Here is a 15,193-nt window from a genome sequence, read left to right on the forward strand (position 1 = left end):
GCCTCTATGCTCTCCAACCGACGATCCCGCATCTGTCGCGGTCATCCTTGCATCGCTGCCTGCAGCGTCACGGGATAGGCAGGTTGCCGGATGTCGAGGGCGACAAGCCGGCAAGGAAGAAGTTCAAGGCCTATCCAATCGGCTACTTCCATATCGACGTCGCCGAGGTCCGAACCGAGCAGGGCAAGCTGCATATGTTCGTGGCCATAGATCGGACCTCGAAGTTCGCTTTCGTCGAGCTGCACGAGAAGGCAACGACAGCGGTCTCCGCCGATTTCCTGCGCCATCTTCTTGATGCTGTCCCTTACAAGATCCACACAGTGCTTACCGACAACGGCATTCAGTTCACGACCCCAGGTGCCGGCGGCTCGGCCGTTCCGCTGATCAAGGAAGCCATGGCGGCGGGAGAAATCATATGGGCGCACGCCTTCGAACATACTTGCGCCAAGGCCGATATCGACCACCGAACGACAAAGCCAAGGCACCCATGGACCAACGGCCAGGTCGAACGCATGAACCGCACGATCAAGGATGCGACCGTCAAACCCTTCTACTACGAGAGCCATGACCAACTGCGCCAGCATCTCGCCGATTTCGTCTTAGCCTATAATTTCGGCCGTCGACTGAAGACCCTCAAGGGCCTCACGCCCTTTGAATACATCTGCAAAATCTGGACAAAAGAGCCGAACGATTCAGGCTCGATCCAACCCATCAAACCTTGGGACTAAACATCTCTAGCCGACCCCCGTGGCCACGTTGCCGATCGGTGCGCACTGGTCGCCTACATCGCCCCGGCACCTGAAGATCGTCTCTGCTGACGTTCGTTGAGCAATTCAGGCCGCCTCCGGCTGGCGTTTGATCAGCGTCAGCGTCAACCAGCGCGCGGTCAGCGCCGGCTTTTTCGAGCCCTCGATCTCAATCGTCACGCCCAGCGCCGTCTGCACCCAGCCCGACGGCCTGACCTTGACGTCGGCCAGTACGAAACGGGTGCGGATGCGCGAACCGGTTTTCACCGGTGCCAAGAAGCGCAGCGATTCGAAGCCATAGTTGACACCCATCTTGCAGTTTTCGAGCGGCCGCATGGTCTCGAAAGTCATCGTCGACAAAAGCGAAAGCGACAGGAAGCCATGTGCGATGGTGCCGCCGAACGGCGTCTCGCGCTTGGCGCGCTCCGGATCGCAGTGGATGAACTGGTGGTCATCGGTGGCCTCGGCGAACTGGTTGATCATGGTCTGTGTGACCTCGCGCCATGGCGAGACGCCGACTTCCTTGCCGACGCTGGCCAGAAGCTCGTCGAGACTGATCGGTTCCAAGCTAATGTCCTCCATTTCAACCGTCCGAAGCGCGAGCGGCTTCATTCCGTGAACAGTGTCAGCCCATGCTGCACCGACTGCGGCCATCCATCGGCAGGATGGCGCCAGTGAGATGACTGCCGTCACGGCTGCAGAACAGAACGTTCGGCCGGCAATCTCATTCGGCGCACCGATGCGGCCGATCCGAACATGGCCGCAGACGGGCTGGCTTGTACCTCGGTCGCGGTGCGCGTCCTACAGGCCACCGAAAGCAGCTCGTCTTGCTACCGGTGATCATTCCGCCGGCGCCGCTATGCGGTATTGTCGCACATTGATAAAATCAATTGTCTGGATAGGAACCATCCGTGTTTCGAATTTGGAGGAGTCCAGCAGAGGGGGTGGCTTGTGGTCCTTGTTGAAGCGCGCCGGCCTCATTCACCGGTAGCACTGAGCCGGCAAGAAGCGCCAGTTCAATGACATTGAGTGTCGACACGGCAAAGCGGCATCAGATGCTACTTCATGATGCGGGATGGCGCTTGCTTCAAAAGAACCGCTCGGCCTGACGTGGAAGCCAGCACCGGATCTGGATTGTCGGTATGCGCGGATATTCGCGCAGCACAGCGGCAACCGCAGCGACGATCGATCTCAGCCGTTGCGAGCATGCCGATCTTCGTGGCGGCCACTCTGTTAGGCTGAAGCGTAGCGCGCATTTGATCCGCCACCAGACGGGGTTGCGTAACTTGGATTCCAGGCGTGTTCATGGGTTTGCACCGTCAGCGCGCTGACAGCAAGGCAGGTTCGGACGCCAATGGAAGCGATCGTCTCGATGTCGCGGGCAATTCCAGCCCCCACCGCTGGAGCCTGACCCGACAACAACGAGCACATGCGGTTCTCGCCTCAGCGCCATTGCTCTGTCTTTCGATCCATTCTCGCGTGCGCGCTTCTGGGGCGTCGTTCCGCGCAAAGTCGGTGACCACGGCTGCGCTTTCCGCGCCAGCCTCGAAAAACGCCTTCGAGCCGGTCAGGTTGGGGCCGCCGATGGAGACCAGTGGGATCGGCGCGACCTGGTGCTTCCACTCGCTGATCCGCTCGAGCCCTTGCGACACCCATTTATCTTCTTGAGGCTCGTTGGATAGACTGGGCCGAGCGCCACATACTCCGGCTCGGCCACTGGCGCCGTTTCCAGTTCGGTGTGATCGTGGATCGAAAGGCCGAGCTTCAATCCGTCCGGCGTATTTCATCGTCAGCATCGGCGGCAGCCAAATCCTTTTGGCCAAGATGGACGAAGTCGCAGCCTTCCTCGATTGCCGTGCGCCAATTGTCGTTGACGCTCACTTGGCAACATGGAACCGCGCAGGCGTCGTTCGCGCGGCGGATTTCCGTCTGCAGTCCTTTCTCGTCCATATCCTTTATCCGGAGCTGCACCAGACTCACGCCGAGCGGCACCAGCCGTCAATCGAGCCGGCACGTCCACGACTTCCTGAGAAGACGGCCCTGCCGATCGTCGGTGGGTAGCGCGGTTCGAGCATTCCCGAGCTGAAAGCTTCACGACCGGCATCGACCGCTTTGCCGAACGCACGCGCCATGCCGACCGGATCGGCCGCCCTCGGGACCGCCGTGTTCAGGAGCACGGCGTCAAACCCGAGCTCCATGACGGTCGCCGCGTACGACGGCCGTCCGAGCCGTGCATCCACAATCAACGGGATGTAGGGGGAATGTCCGCGCATCAACTGGACCTCGGAGCTCAACGCTTCATCGCATTAGAATGAGCGTTCGAAACGCAGGATACCGCCGACACTGCTCTTCTTGTTGGCATTGGTCCAGTTCACTTCGGAAGCTTTCACCTTTCCGACGGCGGAGCCTCCGTAGCGGCCATAGTCGAGTTCAGCCGTAACTGTGAAATCTGGAAGAAGCGCATAGGCGACGTTCGCAGCGACACCATAGTTCTTGAGCTGATCACCCGAGAGCTGAAGGTTGAACGAAGTTGTCTCGTTGACCTCGTAAGCGGCGCCAGCCCAGAAAGCCCAGTTCCCGCCCCAAGGTTTATAGAAACCGCGACCATGAGCGTCTACCGAATTCGTCGAGCCGTAGCTGAGCTGGCCATGGGAACCGTAGCCGAGCATTCCGGATAGCAACAGTTCGTTGGTGACATTGATGTCGACACGGACCTTGGCGGCCACCGATTCGTAGTCGCTATCATAAGCTGCAACGCCGGTGATCGCTCCCCAGCCATGTGCGTATTTCAAGCCGCCTACTACGTGGGGAGCGTAGCTGTCGATTGTGCCGACCACGTCCGAGCCTTGTTCCAGCGAAACCACGGCCGAAAAACCGTTCCCTGCGTCCAAGTAGTACTGAACCACATTGGTATCGAAAGCGCCGTACGGAGCCGGCGTCTGGTTCAGTACATCACCCGCGCAGCCAATAAACATGTCGAAAGCTGACCGGTCCTTACCAACTCGCAGGCCACCAAGCTGAATCCAGGCGATAGCCAGGCTGCTGCCTCCGTTTAAGGCATAGGACCGAGAACTGTCCGAAACCGATGTCTGGTGGCTGCCGAAGTTCACGCGGGTTTCGGTGTAGGTCTTCAACGTCCCGCGTTCGGTCTCCTGGCCGGTCCAGGTTTTCAATGTGAAGCGTGTGTTGTTTTGCCACGCGCCCTGATGCTCACCAGTCCTCACATCCGAGGTTCTTGAGTGCTCAAACAATCCGACGTTGTAACGGACAGAGCCGCCGATTCGCAGGCAGGTCTCGGTGCCTGAAATGTAGACGTAGCCCGAGCCGTAGACGTTGCAGATCTTGACGTACTCAGTCGGGTCAGGCTCGGCGGCGGTGGTGACGGCGCGAGCGTTGGAAACGGCAATCAGTGCCGCAGTTGAGCCGAGGAGGAGGCTCCTAATGGTCATTGTCGATCTCCGCTTTAATAATAAAGTGATGGACACGAGTGATTCTGTGAACAACTTTGAAACGCGCGCAGTTGTGCTGGGCCGTCAGCTAAGCCCTGAAGGAAGGACTAGAATGTACTATGGTCATTTTTGTATAATATTTGGTTTTAGCTGCCGATAACGTAATTATCGCCGAAATGGAGGTGTGCAAAGTTTTGTACAATCATCACAGTCAACTCAGCTGGTAGAGGTAGGCGTCACAAACGGTCCTGCATTCGACCGCAAATGACGTGCCGGCCTGACGACCAGCTGCGGCTTGAAGCTCAATTGTCCGGGCGGACCTTGGTTCGCACTTCCTTGTTTTTGCCTTGCGGATCCACCCAAGCACGAACGGAAAACGTTTCGGCTACGGTTCGACTGTTCGCTTCGCGACAGTAGAGCATTGTTTGTGGTGAGCCCGACCTTGAGGCATCATGCGGCGGGACCGCTCGGCACGACGCCGTCATTTTGGCGAGCTGATGGTCGACAACTACGCGCTGCAGCCTTGCATCAAAGCCAGTAGGGCGCCTGCCTTGGCATTGCGGCGGACAGGACTGTCGCGCCGAGCAGGTTCTCGTCCTGAAAGCGGCGTGCCACAGCTAATGCATCTTGCCAGCAATTCAAACAACGAGCTCATCGAGTTCACTAAGGGGGCCGGCACTATCTGGCGAGCAAAATCTGGTCCCAAGCCCGTATGTCTCGCCCATTGTGGCAGCTGCGCTCAGTAGAATCTCCGAGGCGCAGGTGAAGGGAAGGGATGGGATAGTCGAACAAAAGGGGCGCGTGAGGGTCTGACGGATCACCATCATCAGTCGGTGACCAGGTGCTCAGACCATCGCTGTCCGGCCTAAGACTGAACGGCGCCCATTGCTTAGATTCGAGCCCAAACGGAACGGACTGACATAGCGCAAGGACCCAGGCGGGCGCGGTGGGTAGGGTTGGTTGTTATCAGTATGGGATTGTGCCTTTGCAGACCACGAAATTTCGAGAGGCCCGGCTGCCTTGGTACACTATCTATCCGGCTGTGTCGGAGTTCTCTGGGGCGGTCGGCGCCGAGGCTTATGAGGAATGGCTCAGGAACCTGCCGGCTGATGATCCGGTGTCACTCTATCTGCACGTTCCGTTCTGCCGATCAGCCTGCTGGTATTGCGGCTTCCCAACCACCATCACCCGCCGTGATGCGCCCATCCTCAACTATCTGGCGGCGCTGCGTGACGAGATCCGTCTGGTTTCGGAGCGAGTGCCGAAGACGTTGCCCGTGAGCGACATACATTTCGGCGGCGGAACGCCGTCTCTCATCGGACCAGCCGAGTTCCTCGCTCTGATGGAGTTCCTGCGATGCCGCTTCGCCATCTCGAAAACAGCTACGGTCGCCATCGAGATCGATCCACGCACACTCACGCCCGAGATGGCGGAAGGCTTGGGAGCGGCCGGCGTGAACCGCGCGAGCCTGGGCGTACAGAGCTTCGATCCCATTGTTCAAAAAGCGATCAACCGAATCCAGAGCGAGGCCCAGACGTCGGCTGCCGTGGAAGTGCTGCGCCGGCATGGAGTAAGCCGCATCAACTTCGACCTCATCTACGGCCTGCCGCGTCAAACGGTGGAGTCGTGCGTCGAAACAGTGAGGGCGGCGGTCGCCATGCGCCCCGACCGGCTTGCCTTGTTCGGCTACTCGCATATCCCATCCCAAATAAAGAATCAGCGCCTCATCGAGGCGGAATTTCTTCCCCACAGCGCTGCCCGCGCTGAACAGCATGCGGCTGTCGCCGTGACGCTGGTTGCCGCCGGCTACCGGGAGATCGGGCTCGACCATTTCGCCTTGCCGCACGACGAGCTCGCGCTGGCACAGGAAACCGGTCGCCTGCGACGTAACTCGTTGGGCTACTCTGCCGATACCTGCAGAACCCTGATCGGTTTCGGCGCGTCGGCTATCGGCCGCATCGGCCAGGGGTACGTTCAAAACGAAGTTACACGGGATATCTACATCCAGCACATCGCAGTTGGCCGACTGGCGACATCGAAGGGCCATCGCCTCACAGACGACGACCGCGTGCGAGCCGCAATCATCGAGCGATTAATGTGCGATTTCGAGGCTGACGTGCCGGCAATCTGTGTCGCCCACGGATCTGATCCGATCCGTCTTCGCGGTTCAGATGAGCGTTTGGCGATGCTGGTCAAGGACGGAATAGTGGACTTCGAAAACGGTCTTGTCCGCGTACGGCGGGAGCATCGCTTTGGGATTCGCGCTGTTGCTGCCGCATTCGATGCTTTTAGGGATGGCCTTACGTATCCCGCAGTTGAGGGCAAGCACACAACACGGAAGCTAACACAGGGAGTACCTTTTGCCGGAGAGAACGAGCTGCCATCGTGCGGTGCCCGGTTAGTAGTGAAGCGCCGTAAAATGTCGACATAGGCGTTGGTGAACTGGACCGAACGACGAGAACAGCCTATCCAGTGTGTTGTCGGCAGTTAGTTCGAAAGTCCTGCTACACCCGATCCGATGCCTCTCAACGCCGAGGCCGCACCTCCGTGCCGAAGCCGGCCTCCCCAATGGTGGGTCGAGCCGTCGCTTACCCCGTGCTTGCCTCACAGATCCGCGATCGAGAACCCAGCCTCATGCTCCCGCCCTGCCGGGGCCTAGGTCCATCAAGCATGAAAGGAACACGTCGGAACCTGGGATATCGCTTGCCCGGCCGGGCGGCGATAGCCTTGTCGGGGCAGGCGAGGAGCCGTAGCCGAGTGATGAACGCACAGGAGAAGTCTGGCGTGAATGGGGCGATGATTGTCAAGCTTTGCTCTCGAGTCATCTCGTCAACCATCTTGCGTGACCGATTGGCGACCATCTCCTCGTCCCGACCTTATATTACCCGTCGCCTGTCGCCGCCAGCGCGCAGTGACTTGTCAAGGATGGAGGCCCGCAGACCCCATCGCGCGGCGACTTGTCCTTGACGGTCACGAGCACGGCGGCAGGTTTGCCGTGGTCGGGGAGCCTTCCTTGAGCGGAAGCCGACGACAGTGTTCGAGGGGAACTCGCCATGAGCCGGGTGCGCAGAGATCGTCCGACGCTCTTGTATTTGCTGGATCCCAGCCGGCTCCGCCTCCGACTGCCTCGATAGCTCGGTATCCTGAGCGCGTCGGCGGCATCATGCCATTATCATCCTACGAATTGCATGCTCCATCGTCCTGGACGAGACCGGTTTGGCTAGCCAAAGGACGAAGGTCTGATTACTAGATGTGATCGGCATGGGGTCGCTTCCACCAACGACGATGATGGGCACCGTCATCAGGGTGGTACGTACGGCTTCGGGCTGTCCTGGCCCGAGGAAAGTCGCTTTATCGAAAATTAGGAGGTCGGCTGCCTTCCCGCTCTCGATCCAGTCGCAAAGACTCTCGAAGGTCGCGAAGCCGACCGGCTTATAACCCAGCGCGGCGATCTTATCCTTGTAGATCTCCAACGCTGCTGGATCGGGGTCAACGACTGCAATGATTTCTCCGTTGCCAAGTGATCCATCGCATGGGCCGAAAGCGCTATCAGCTCTGACCTGCTCCTCAGCGCAGGCCGGTAAGTAGAGATCGAAGCGTGTACCTCGGCCAACAGCCGAGGTGACGTCAAGGCATCCTGCGAGCGCGCTCACATGGCGGTCCACTGCAGCAAGACCCAGTCCGGTCCCGCCGACGCGAGAGCGCGTGGTAAAAAAGGGCTCAAAGATATGCGGAAGCACCGAACTTGCGATTCCTTGGCCATCGTCGCTGATGGAGAGGAGAACGTAATCTCCCGGTTTCAAGGTGCCCTTAGCCACGGGCTTCGTTTGACAGACGTGAGCGCGAGAAACGCTAATCTCGACACGGCCCTCATTCAAGAGAGCCTCCGACGCGTTCTTGCATAGATTCATAAGGATCTGCTGTATCTCGGTCGGGCTGCCCTCGATCACCGTTTGCCACTCGTTGATCTTGAAGTTCAACTGAACATCCGCACGAAGTGTAACCCGCAGCAATGGCGCGAGATCCATTACACTCTCCGAGAGGTCGAAAGGCATCGTCACGCGCTTCCGATTTCGGCTTAGTGACAAAATTTGATCAATAATCAGTTTGGCTCGGCTGCTGGCCAAGATAATTTGGCCGATGTGGCCCCGAATTCTCGAGGGGCGACGCACAAGACCTTTAGCCATCTCTGCGTAGCCGACTATTGCTCCTAGAACATTATTGAATTCATGTGTAACGCCGCTTGCGATTGTGCCGACAGCCGTCAGCCTTTCCGCATGCTCCCATCGACTCTCAAAAAGGTTACGTTCCGTGTGTACACGTTGCATTTCAAGATGGTTGCCTAAACGCACAGTAGCGCTCGCCAGAACCAGGAGGTCGTCTGTGGAGGGTGGTGAGCGATCTCCTTCAAAAACAAGGATACAAACCGCAGCCTGCTGATCGGAGGCCCGGCAACCAACAATTTGACAAACACCGGTAGTGCCTACGGCAGTCCGAAACACTTCCGACGCCGGAACGACGCGAAACACTGGCTGTTCCGGGTGTACAAGTGAGACGACTTCATGGATTAGCGTGGCGTTCCAGACGCGCATGCGCTTGTTCGCGACAAAGTACTCGGTATTCCTGCTGATACTCGGATCCACCAGAGCAAGCGCGCATTGATCCGCATCGAAAACGCATTGAATGAGTCTAAGCGCTGCTTCGGTGGAGAAGCGCCGCGAAGCCTTCGTTGCTTGACTGTCGATGAAACAAGCTTCGATCTCACTCATCGCCGCTTCAAGCTCTAACCGCCTTTCCAACCGGTTCGTCCGCACATGCAGCGTGGAGGCTCGAATGGTCGCAAACAAGCAGAGGCATATGGACACCAAGCCAAAGAAAAGCCGTGTACGCTGCGCTTGCGCGCTGGCGAAGCTGTAGGCTTTCAGATGTTCTCGCTCCAATTCGGCAGCCTTGGCGAACGTGTCGAAGGATGGGATCCGATTGACAGCGCGGTCCAACCTCAACATTGAGGACAGGATAGCGCGGCCCTCGCGGGCAACATCCTCCGTGACTTGGTCCTGGCTAGGAGGAAGTCGGCGGAGAGACTGATCGATTTGTAATGCGAGGCTGAATCCCGGTCTGGCCGAAAATTGAAGGATCAGATTGGAAAATTCAGGCCTGTTCGACACTCCCCCCCGAAGGCGATTAGCCGAGCGAGCAAAGCGTACGAGAGAGCTTTGCAGAAGCTCATTTTGCGCGGCCGAGGCCGAGATGGCAGCTTCTGTGTTTTCGAGGGAATTTTTGAGCTGTGCAACCAACCTGGAGTGCACCCCGGAGCTCTCATTGGGCGAAATCTCAACAAGGCGTTGGTAGTTTTGAAGGTTCCTTTTTAATGCTTGCCCGGTAGAAGCAACGGAACGGAAGTCCAATACCATGTCGGCGCGGGCGACGTCTCGCTGGAGCAATGCGTAGTTGATCTGAATCGTCCGCAGTTCGCTTAGGACCGCCTCGTTGATCTGGGGGTCTTGCCACTGTATCGCGACCAAGAGCGCGACCGAGGCCACTAGGGCCATTACAGAAGCTTTGTCGGTACTGAGCCATTTTTCCCAAACGAACGGCGTTTGATCCGCGGTGCGTGCCTTGCGAAGGTCCGATTTGAATTCTAGCTCCCCATCGCCTCGGTGTGCGGCCGGATGCTGCTGGAACAGGAAAGCCAAGTGTACCTCTCCCCTCAAATAGGCGGTGTAGACGCCGTCGTACTCTGCCCCCATGGCCCGCTGACCTTCCATTGATTCGCGGGCGTTTCGACCTCGACGGCGAGGCGGCAGCACAAGGCGGGCAACTGATCGCAGTTTTCGGAACTGGTCTTCCGAGAGATCATCGAAGGGGCATACAAGCGCACGCCTGCAGCAGCCGAGGATGATACCGGCCGGTCAAACGCAACTGGCGAGGGCCGGATCTGCTGTTGGCTGGCAGCTAACACTGGCGGGGCGGCGGCCTCGACTCCGGCGTGCCTAGAGCCGGCTGCTGCGAAAGCGTCCGACACGCTTCCCTTGGGGTCATCCCGTCCAGCGGGCATCCTTGGATCGCTGAAAAAAGACGAGGCGGCTTGATGATCCTGCCCTCGCTGAAGCACCTCGCGAAACCCCTGTTCCAGTCGCAGAAGCTCCTCTGGACCGGTAGGCGGCTCGTCAGCTCGACCATCGAACAGCGGCCGGAGCGCCTCGGACACGTGCTGCTCAAAGCCCACTCGCCGGGCCTGGACCGCTTGCCCGTCTTCCAAGCCGGCGTCCTGCACCTGCGACAAAGCTGTTACACGGGATGGATTACTATTTCGCGGGTTCATACTAGCCTCACATCAAACTGTATCGTCAAAGTCCTGCGCCAATCCACGCAGCGGCTCATCGAGTTTTTCTGTGGAGAGCCCCCCGTCTGCTTTCGTCAAGGGCGTCGGCTCCGGGAGGGCGCCTGTCTGGCTTTCAAAGATGCGTTTCAGAATGCGATCCGAAAAATATCGCACCTTCCTCAATTTTAGTGGTGGCAGACCTTGATGAGAACGATTTCGTACTCGTCATTGAGCAGCCGCACCTGTTCGGGACGCAACAGCGGTGCACCTTGATGTGAATTCTGAACGTTCCTTCGCGCCTGGCTGTAGGAAATCGATTGGGCTTGAAATGTGAATCCACCGATAGCTTTGGAAATGTAGTTCGGAGTCTCGTCATCTACCTCGATGTTCCTAGAAGCGCGCCGGCAGCCCGGGCGGGGGGCTTGGGGTTAGACTGCCGGCCCACGCCACTCAGAAAGAGCGGCCTCTTTTCGCGGTTCGGACACCCATAGTCAACCCGGCAACGTCTGGATGCCCGCTGTGCTTTTTGCAGAGCGGCGATGCCGGGCATATCGGCCGATCCTGTCTAGGATGGTGTGGCCACTCTCGTCGGCCGAGTTGATGCTCCAGCCAGTATCGCCTTGCCGACCAGCATGAGTTCGCCGTTAGATCGTTGCGAGCCGAGACCGAGGTAAAAAGCGCGTGTTATCGACTATGTAGCTGACGCTCCCGCTGACGCCTTCGAGTGCGCACGCTATGCCCCGTTCGCACCCTCTTGTGAATAGTACTGCGCCATGCACCTGAAACCGCCTCCTGGGGCCAGGCTTGCTGATTCAACACGATTGATCCGACGCAAGGGAAGCGGTTTCGAGGTGCCGCAACGCGTACATGATGATGGCCGCCGCGGGGGCCTCGCGGACTTCGAGAACCTTTTCACCGGTTGAGATGTGTTCGAGCCCGGTTGCTGACATACTGGCTCTTGCGGCTGCTGATCGACTTCAGTGCTCGTCGCGATGCCGCAAGCGATTTTTTGCGGCAAATGACCTTTCCGAAAAGTTTGCGACGAACCCGCCGACGCCGCTCTCATCGAAGCGGATGAGGCTCAGCGGCCTCCCCTGTCCGACAATTTGCGTCGGTTTGGCGATTTGACCCCAGCCATGGAGCTCAACGCCCCGCGTCGGAGCGCTCCCTGCTTCTGAAGGAAGCCATTAGGTCCGCTCGGGCTTGATCGGAGGCTTGGCTGATGGACGTCGTGGTTGCTTCGCTCAGTTGCCGCCCCATGGCGCGGCTTTGCGGATTATCAGTCCTCTGCCTCTTCGCCGGTCTCAACAGCGCTGTGTAATGTTCATTGTTTATGATGACGCCCCCGCTGTTCACGAGGTTGCTCCTGTCAAGTGTACTCGTCAGTCCGTCCTGGGCCTCGCGCTTCTTGCCCAAGTGCCGTTCAAACGGCGCTGGCGCGACTTGTTGAGCTCGAGAGATGGGTCCCTGCTCTCCTGCGTGGCCATGAGCTTGTGCCGCGGTCTGCGCAGCGGCGTCCCCAATGGCACGAGCCTCCATGCCGACTGCGTCTTCCCGACGAGCAGCAAGGGCAATTTTGCGCCCGGGTGCGAACTTCCGGAGATGAGCTAGTGCACTGATCCCAGCGGAGTTCATATAGCGCTTGGCATCTTCATCCAGCGACCCCTCGTGAAGCCGATCCGCAATCCGCGGCTTTTTGTTTTCAACCAGGCATTGACTAAAACGTCTAAGAGCAGACCCATAGACCTGAATGGTACTGGGATTCGGCCCGGTCGCAGGCGCTCCCTTGTACTCTTTGATGAGAGCCGCTGTGTACTCTCTGATGAGCGCGGCGTCGGCAGGGTCGGGATTCAGGACAGCGCGGCCCAGCACTGGCGCTCCGCCCGCCCACGTTTTGAGACGACCCAGTGACCCAGCCACGTCCGAGGAGCCACTCTTGCGCTGGTACTCCTTGAGATCCGGATCCAGCGACTCCTCGTGAAGCCGAGCGGCAAATCCCGGCTTGTTGTTTTTAAAGAGCCAATGACCAAAGCCGAGAAGAGAATCTACATGGCGCTTGACCGTGCTCTCCTGGACCTTACCGGCATAGAGTGCTGACCTCAGCCCTTCGACAACGGTCGCATCGTTGGAATAAAGAGGACGCTTGTCGTGACCGGAGACCACTATTGGAGGATCTGGCTGCACCGCCGCCGGCACAGAACGAGCATGGTCACGCAACTCGACCGGTGCGGGATTCAGATCAACCACTGACGAATCCGGTGCATGATGATGGCGCGCCGTTGAGTGACCCGGCTGCAGCACCGAGGCACCTAGCATCGACCCACTGCCTCCGGCGTACGGCGCCGCGGCGTGTTCTTGTCCGCTCCCTTGCATCATGGGCTGCGCTTCCCATGGCAATGCACCCACTTGATGGGTGGGGGCCTGCATCAGCACGCGAGCGCCTGAATTGCCGATCTCGCTCAGCTGCGGCTCAGTGGCAACGTCCTGCAGACGACTGTTCGGGGTCCTTTGCCTCTTCGCTAGTCTCAACTCCGCTGTATCATGCTCACGGTTGATGAGGACCTCCTCGCTTGGTAGCCGGTTGCTCCTGTCCTGTGCAGCGATCCGCTCGTCCAGCGCGCGCTGGTCGCCGTGGCGCCCGCTCAGGGGACGAAAGGACCCTGCGGGATCCGAGGCTTGGTGATGGGGCCCAGTTGGCACGAAAGACGATGGCAGAACAGCGGCGTCTTCATTAGCTTCCCCAGGGGGGAGATTCTCCGGCCAACTGAATGTCTCCTGCGGCCCGCTGCGCTGCGCAGCGGCGTCCCCCTTGCTCTCAAGACTTTGAAATTTAAATGGGTCCCCGGGAGCAACGTCTGGCGCTGACTGGCCGAGCCGCTTGATCTGCTGGGGAAACGTCCCAACGGGGCTTTCCTTAACCGCGTCTCGGGCCTGTCGGTCCATGAGTTCAAAGTTCGTGAGATTATTTGCCGTTCCGAATGTATCGTCACCCCTGAGGCGGGTTTGTAGTGCCTGCCGATTGACGACGAGGTTGTTGAGGTTCACGTCTGGCAGGTCTGGCTGCCATCTTTGCAATCGCCCAACCAGCGCCCGCGTGCCGTCCACCACGTGGACTCCGCAATCCACCTCGTTGCTCTGCTGGGCGATGCGGGGTGAGTCCACGCGGGTCTCCAGGCTGACGCCCAGATTTTTTGCGAGCTTTTTTGCAAGCGGGTCATGCCATCCGCTGACGGAGTCATAATGATAGGCAACCGGCCGTTCCCGGTCGCTGCGATCAACGAACAGCAGCGACCAATGGGTGCCGCGCTCCGCAAGAGTCTTACCGCCATCGCTCACTGGCACGAACAGGAAGTCGGCTGTGTCGTTACCGTTCTGATTATGGACGATGCGCTGGAATGCGGTTAGCCTGTCGCTCTTGGAGCCCAAGCGCAGATGATAATTGGCTACGAGGGGATCCACGAACCGCGTCCGGGCGGCGAGATCTGGATTGTTCCCCTGCAACTCCTGCTCCAGGAGCTGGTAATCCCTCTGGATATGTTCGTCGCCTAGCAATTCCAATGCGCCGAGCACCCGCCCGTCTTTAGCTTTCCCAGGGGGCTTCTCTGGCCGACCCAATGCCTCCTGCGGCCCGCTGCGCTGCGCAGCGGCGTCCCCAATGGCACGAGCCTCCATGCCGACTGCGTCTTCCGGACGAGCAGCAAGGGCAATTTCGCGCCCGAGTTCGGGCTTCCGGAGATGAGCTAGTGCACTGATCCCACCGGAGTTCACATAGCGCTTGGCATCTTCATCCAGCGACCCCTCGTGAAGCCGATCCGCAATCCCCGGCTTGTTGTTTTCATGCAGGTATTCACTGAAACGTCTAGGAGCAGATCCATAGGTCTGAATGGTACCGGGATTCGGCCCGGTCGGCGCTGCCTTGTACTCTCTGATGGGAGCCGCTGTGTAATCTCTGATGAGCGCGGCGTCGGCAGGGTCGGGATTCCGGACAGCGGCGCGGTCCAGCACTGGCGCTCCGCCCGCCCACGTCTTGAGATGACCCACTGCTCTAGCCACGTCCGAGGAGCCACTCTTGCTCTCGTACTCCTTGAGATCCGGATCCAGCGACTCCTCGTGAAGCCGAGCAGCAAATCCCGGCCTGTTATTATCAAAGAGCCAACGACCAAAGCCGAGAAGAGAATTTACATGGCGCTTGACCGTGCTCTCCAATGCTGACCTCAGCCCTTCGACAACGGTCGCATCGTTGGAATAAAGAGGACGCTTGTCGGGACCGGAGACCCCTATTGGAGGATCTGGCTGCACCGCCGCCGGCACAGAACGAGCAGGGTCACGCAACTCGGACGGTGCGGGGGGATTCAGATCAACCACTGACGAATCCGGCGCATGATGATGGCGCGCCGTTGAGTGACCCGGCTGCAGCACCGAGGCACCCAGCATCGATCCACTGCCTCCGGCGTAGGGCGCCGCGGCGTGTTCTTGTCCGCTCCCTTGCACCATGAGTTGCGCCTCCCATGGCGATGTATCCACTTGAGGGCCGGGATCATGCACTGGTTCGTCCATTTGCTTTTGCAACCGAGCCCACCTTTCGGCCACCGCGGCCTCGCCAACCGCGGAGGGCGTCTCCTCAGCCCTGGCGAACGCTGGCCCGGCAGGCGCCGCCGGCACAGAACGAGCAT

6 protein-coding genes and 4 pseudogenes are annotated in these 15,193 nt (G+C 59.2%); 2 read left to right on the forward strand and 8 right to left on the reverse strand.

Features of this window, described 5'->3' with window-relative positions:
• A pseudogene (locus NKI06_RS29635) lies at positions 1-802 on the forward strand (integrase core domain-containing protein); the annotation flags it as partial.
• 31 nt (positions 803-833) lie between these two features.
• Here the strand turns inward: NKI06_RS29635 and NKI06_RS29640 are convergent.
• The 5 genes and pseudogenes from NKI06_RS29640 to NKI06_RS29660 all read right to left on the reverse strand — a co-directional run bounded on the left by NKI06_RS29640 (position 834) and on the right by NKI06_RS29660 (position 4,195).
• Positions 834-1,328 (reverse strand): MaoC family dehydratase, encoded by a 495-nt coding sequence (locus NKI06_RS29640; protein ID WP_031196195.1) that lies wholly within the window; start codon positions 1,326-1,328, stop codon positions 834-836.
• Between the two features lie 476 nt (positions 1,329-1,804).
• Positions 1,805-2,053, reverse strand: coding sequence for a bifunctional hydroxymethylpyrimidine kinase/phosphomethylpyrimidine kinase (locus tag NKI06_RS29645; protein WP_352826456.1), 249 nt, complete (start codon positions 2,051-2,053; stop codon positions 1,805-1,807).
• A gap of 136 nt (positions 2,054-2,189) precedes the next feature.
• Positions 2,190-2,741: pseudogene (locus tag NKI06_RS29650) on the reverse strand (thiamine phosphate synthase).
• A pseudogene (locus NKI06_RS29655) lies at positions 2,723-3,034 on the reverse strand (hypothetical protein); the annotation flags it as partial. The pseudogenes NKI06_RS29650 and NKI06_RS29655, both read right to left, overlap by 19 nt.
• 18 nt (positions 3,035-3,052) lie before the next feature.
• Positions 3,053-4,195, reverse strand: a complete 1,143-nt coding sequence (locus tag NKI06_RS29660; protein WP_352498932.1) for a porin — start codon at positions 4,193-4,195, stop codon at positions 3,053-3,055.
• Between the two features lie 985 nt (positions 4,196-5,180).
• On the opposite strand from NKI06_RS29660, the gene hemN reads away from it, so the two are divergent.
• Positions 5,181-6,626: an oxygen-independent coproporphyrinogen III oxidase gene (hemN, locus tag NKI06_RS29665; protein WP_352561632.1), complete on the forward strand. Its 1,446-nt coding sequence runs from the start codon at positions 5,181-5,183 to the stop codon at positions 6,624-6,626.
• 730 nt (positions 6,627-7,356) lie between these two features.
• Here the strand turns inward: hemN and NKI06_RS29670 are convergent.
• The 3 genes and pseudogenes from NKI06_RS29670 to NKI06_RS29680 all read right to left on the reverse strand — a co-directional run bounded on the left by NKI06_RS29670 (position 7,357) and on the right by NKI06_RS29680 (position 15,077).
• Positions 7,357-9,891: a two-component system VirA-like sensor kinase gene (locus tag NKI06_RS29670; protein WP_352561630.1), complete on the reverse strand. Its 2,535-nt coding sequence runs from the start codon at positions 9,889-9,891 to the stop codon at positions 7,357-7,359.
• A gap of 641 nt (positions 9,892-10,532) precedes the next feature.
• Positions 10,533-10,897: pseudogene (locus tag NKI06_RS29675) on the reverse strand (type IV secretory system conjugative DNA transfer family protein); the annotation flags it as partial.
• A 766-nt stretch (positions 10,898-11,663) separates the two neighbouring features.
• Complete coding sequence (locus NKI06_RS29680) at positions 11,664-15,077, reverse strand: Ulp1 family isopeptidase (RefSeq protein ID WP_352987843.1); 3,414 nt, start codon at positions 15,075-15,077, stop codon at positions 11,664-11,666.
• Positions 15,078-15,193: the final 116 nt, after the last annotated feature.

Origin of the sequence: Mesorhizobium sp. M0772 (assembly GCF_040320135.1) — a bacterium.
Classification (GTDB): domain Bacteria; phylum Pseudomonadota; class Alphaproteobacteria; order Rhizobiales; family Rhizobiaceae; genus Mesorhizobium.

Excerpts from the sequence above, each read along its gene's own strand:
- NKI06_RS29640 (WP_031196195.1), bottom strand. The coding sequence starts at position 1,328 with ATGGAGGACATTAGCTTGGAACCGATCAGTCTCGACGAGCTTCTGGCC.
- NKI06_RS29645 (WP_352826456.1), bottom strand. The coding sequence starts at position 2,053 with ATGAACACGCCTGGAATCCAAGTTACGCAACCCCGTCTGGTGGCGGAT.
- NKI06_RS29660 (WP_352498932.1), bottom strand. The coding sequence starts at position 4,195 with ATGACCATTAGGAGCCTCCTCCTCGGCTCAACTGCGGCACTGATTGCC.
- NKI06_RS29680 (WP_352987843.1), bottom strand. The coding sequence starts at position 15,077 with ATGGACGAACCAGTGCATGATCCCGGCCCTCAAGTGGATACATCGCCA.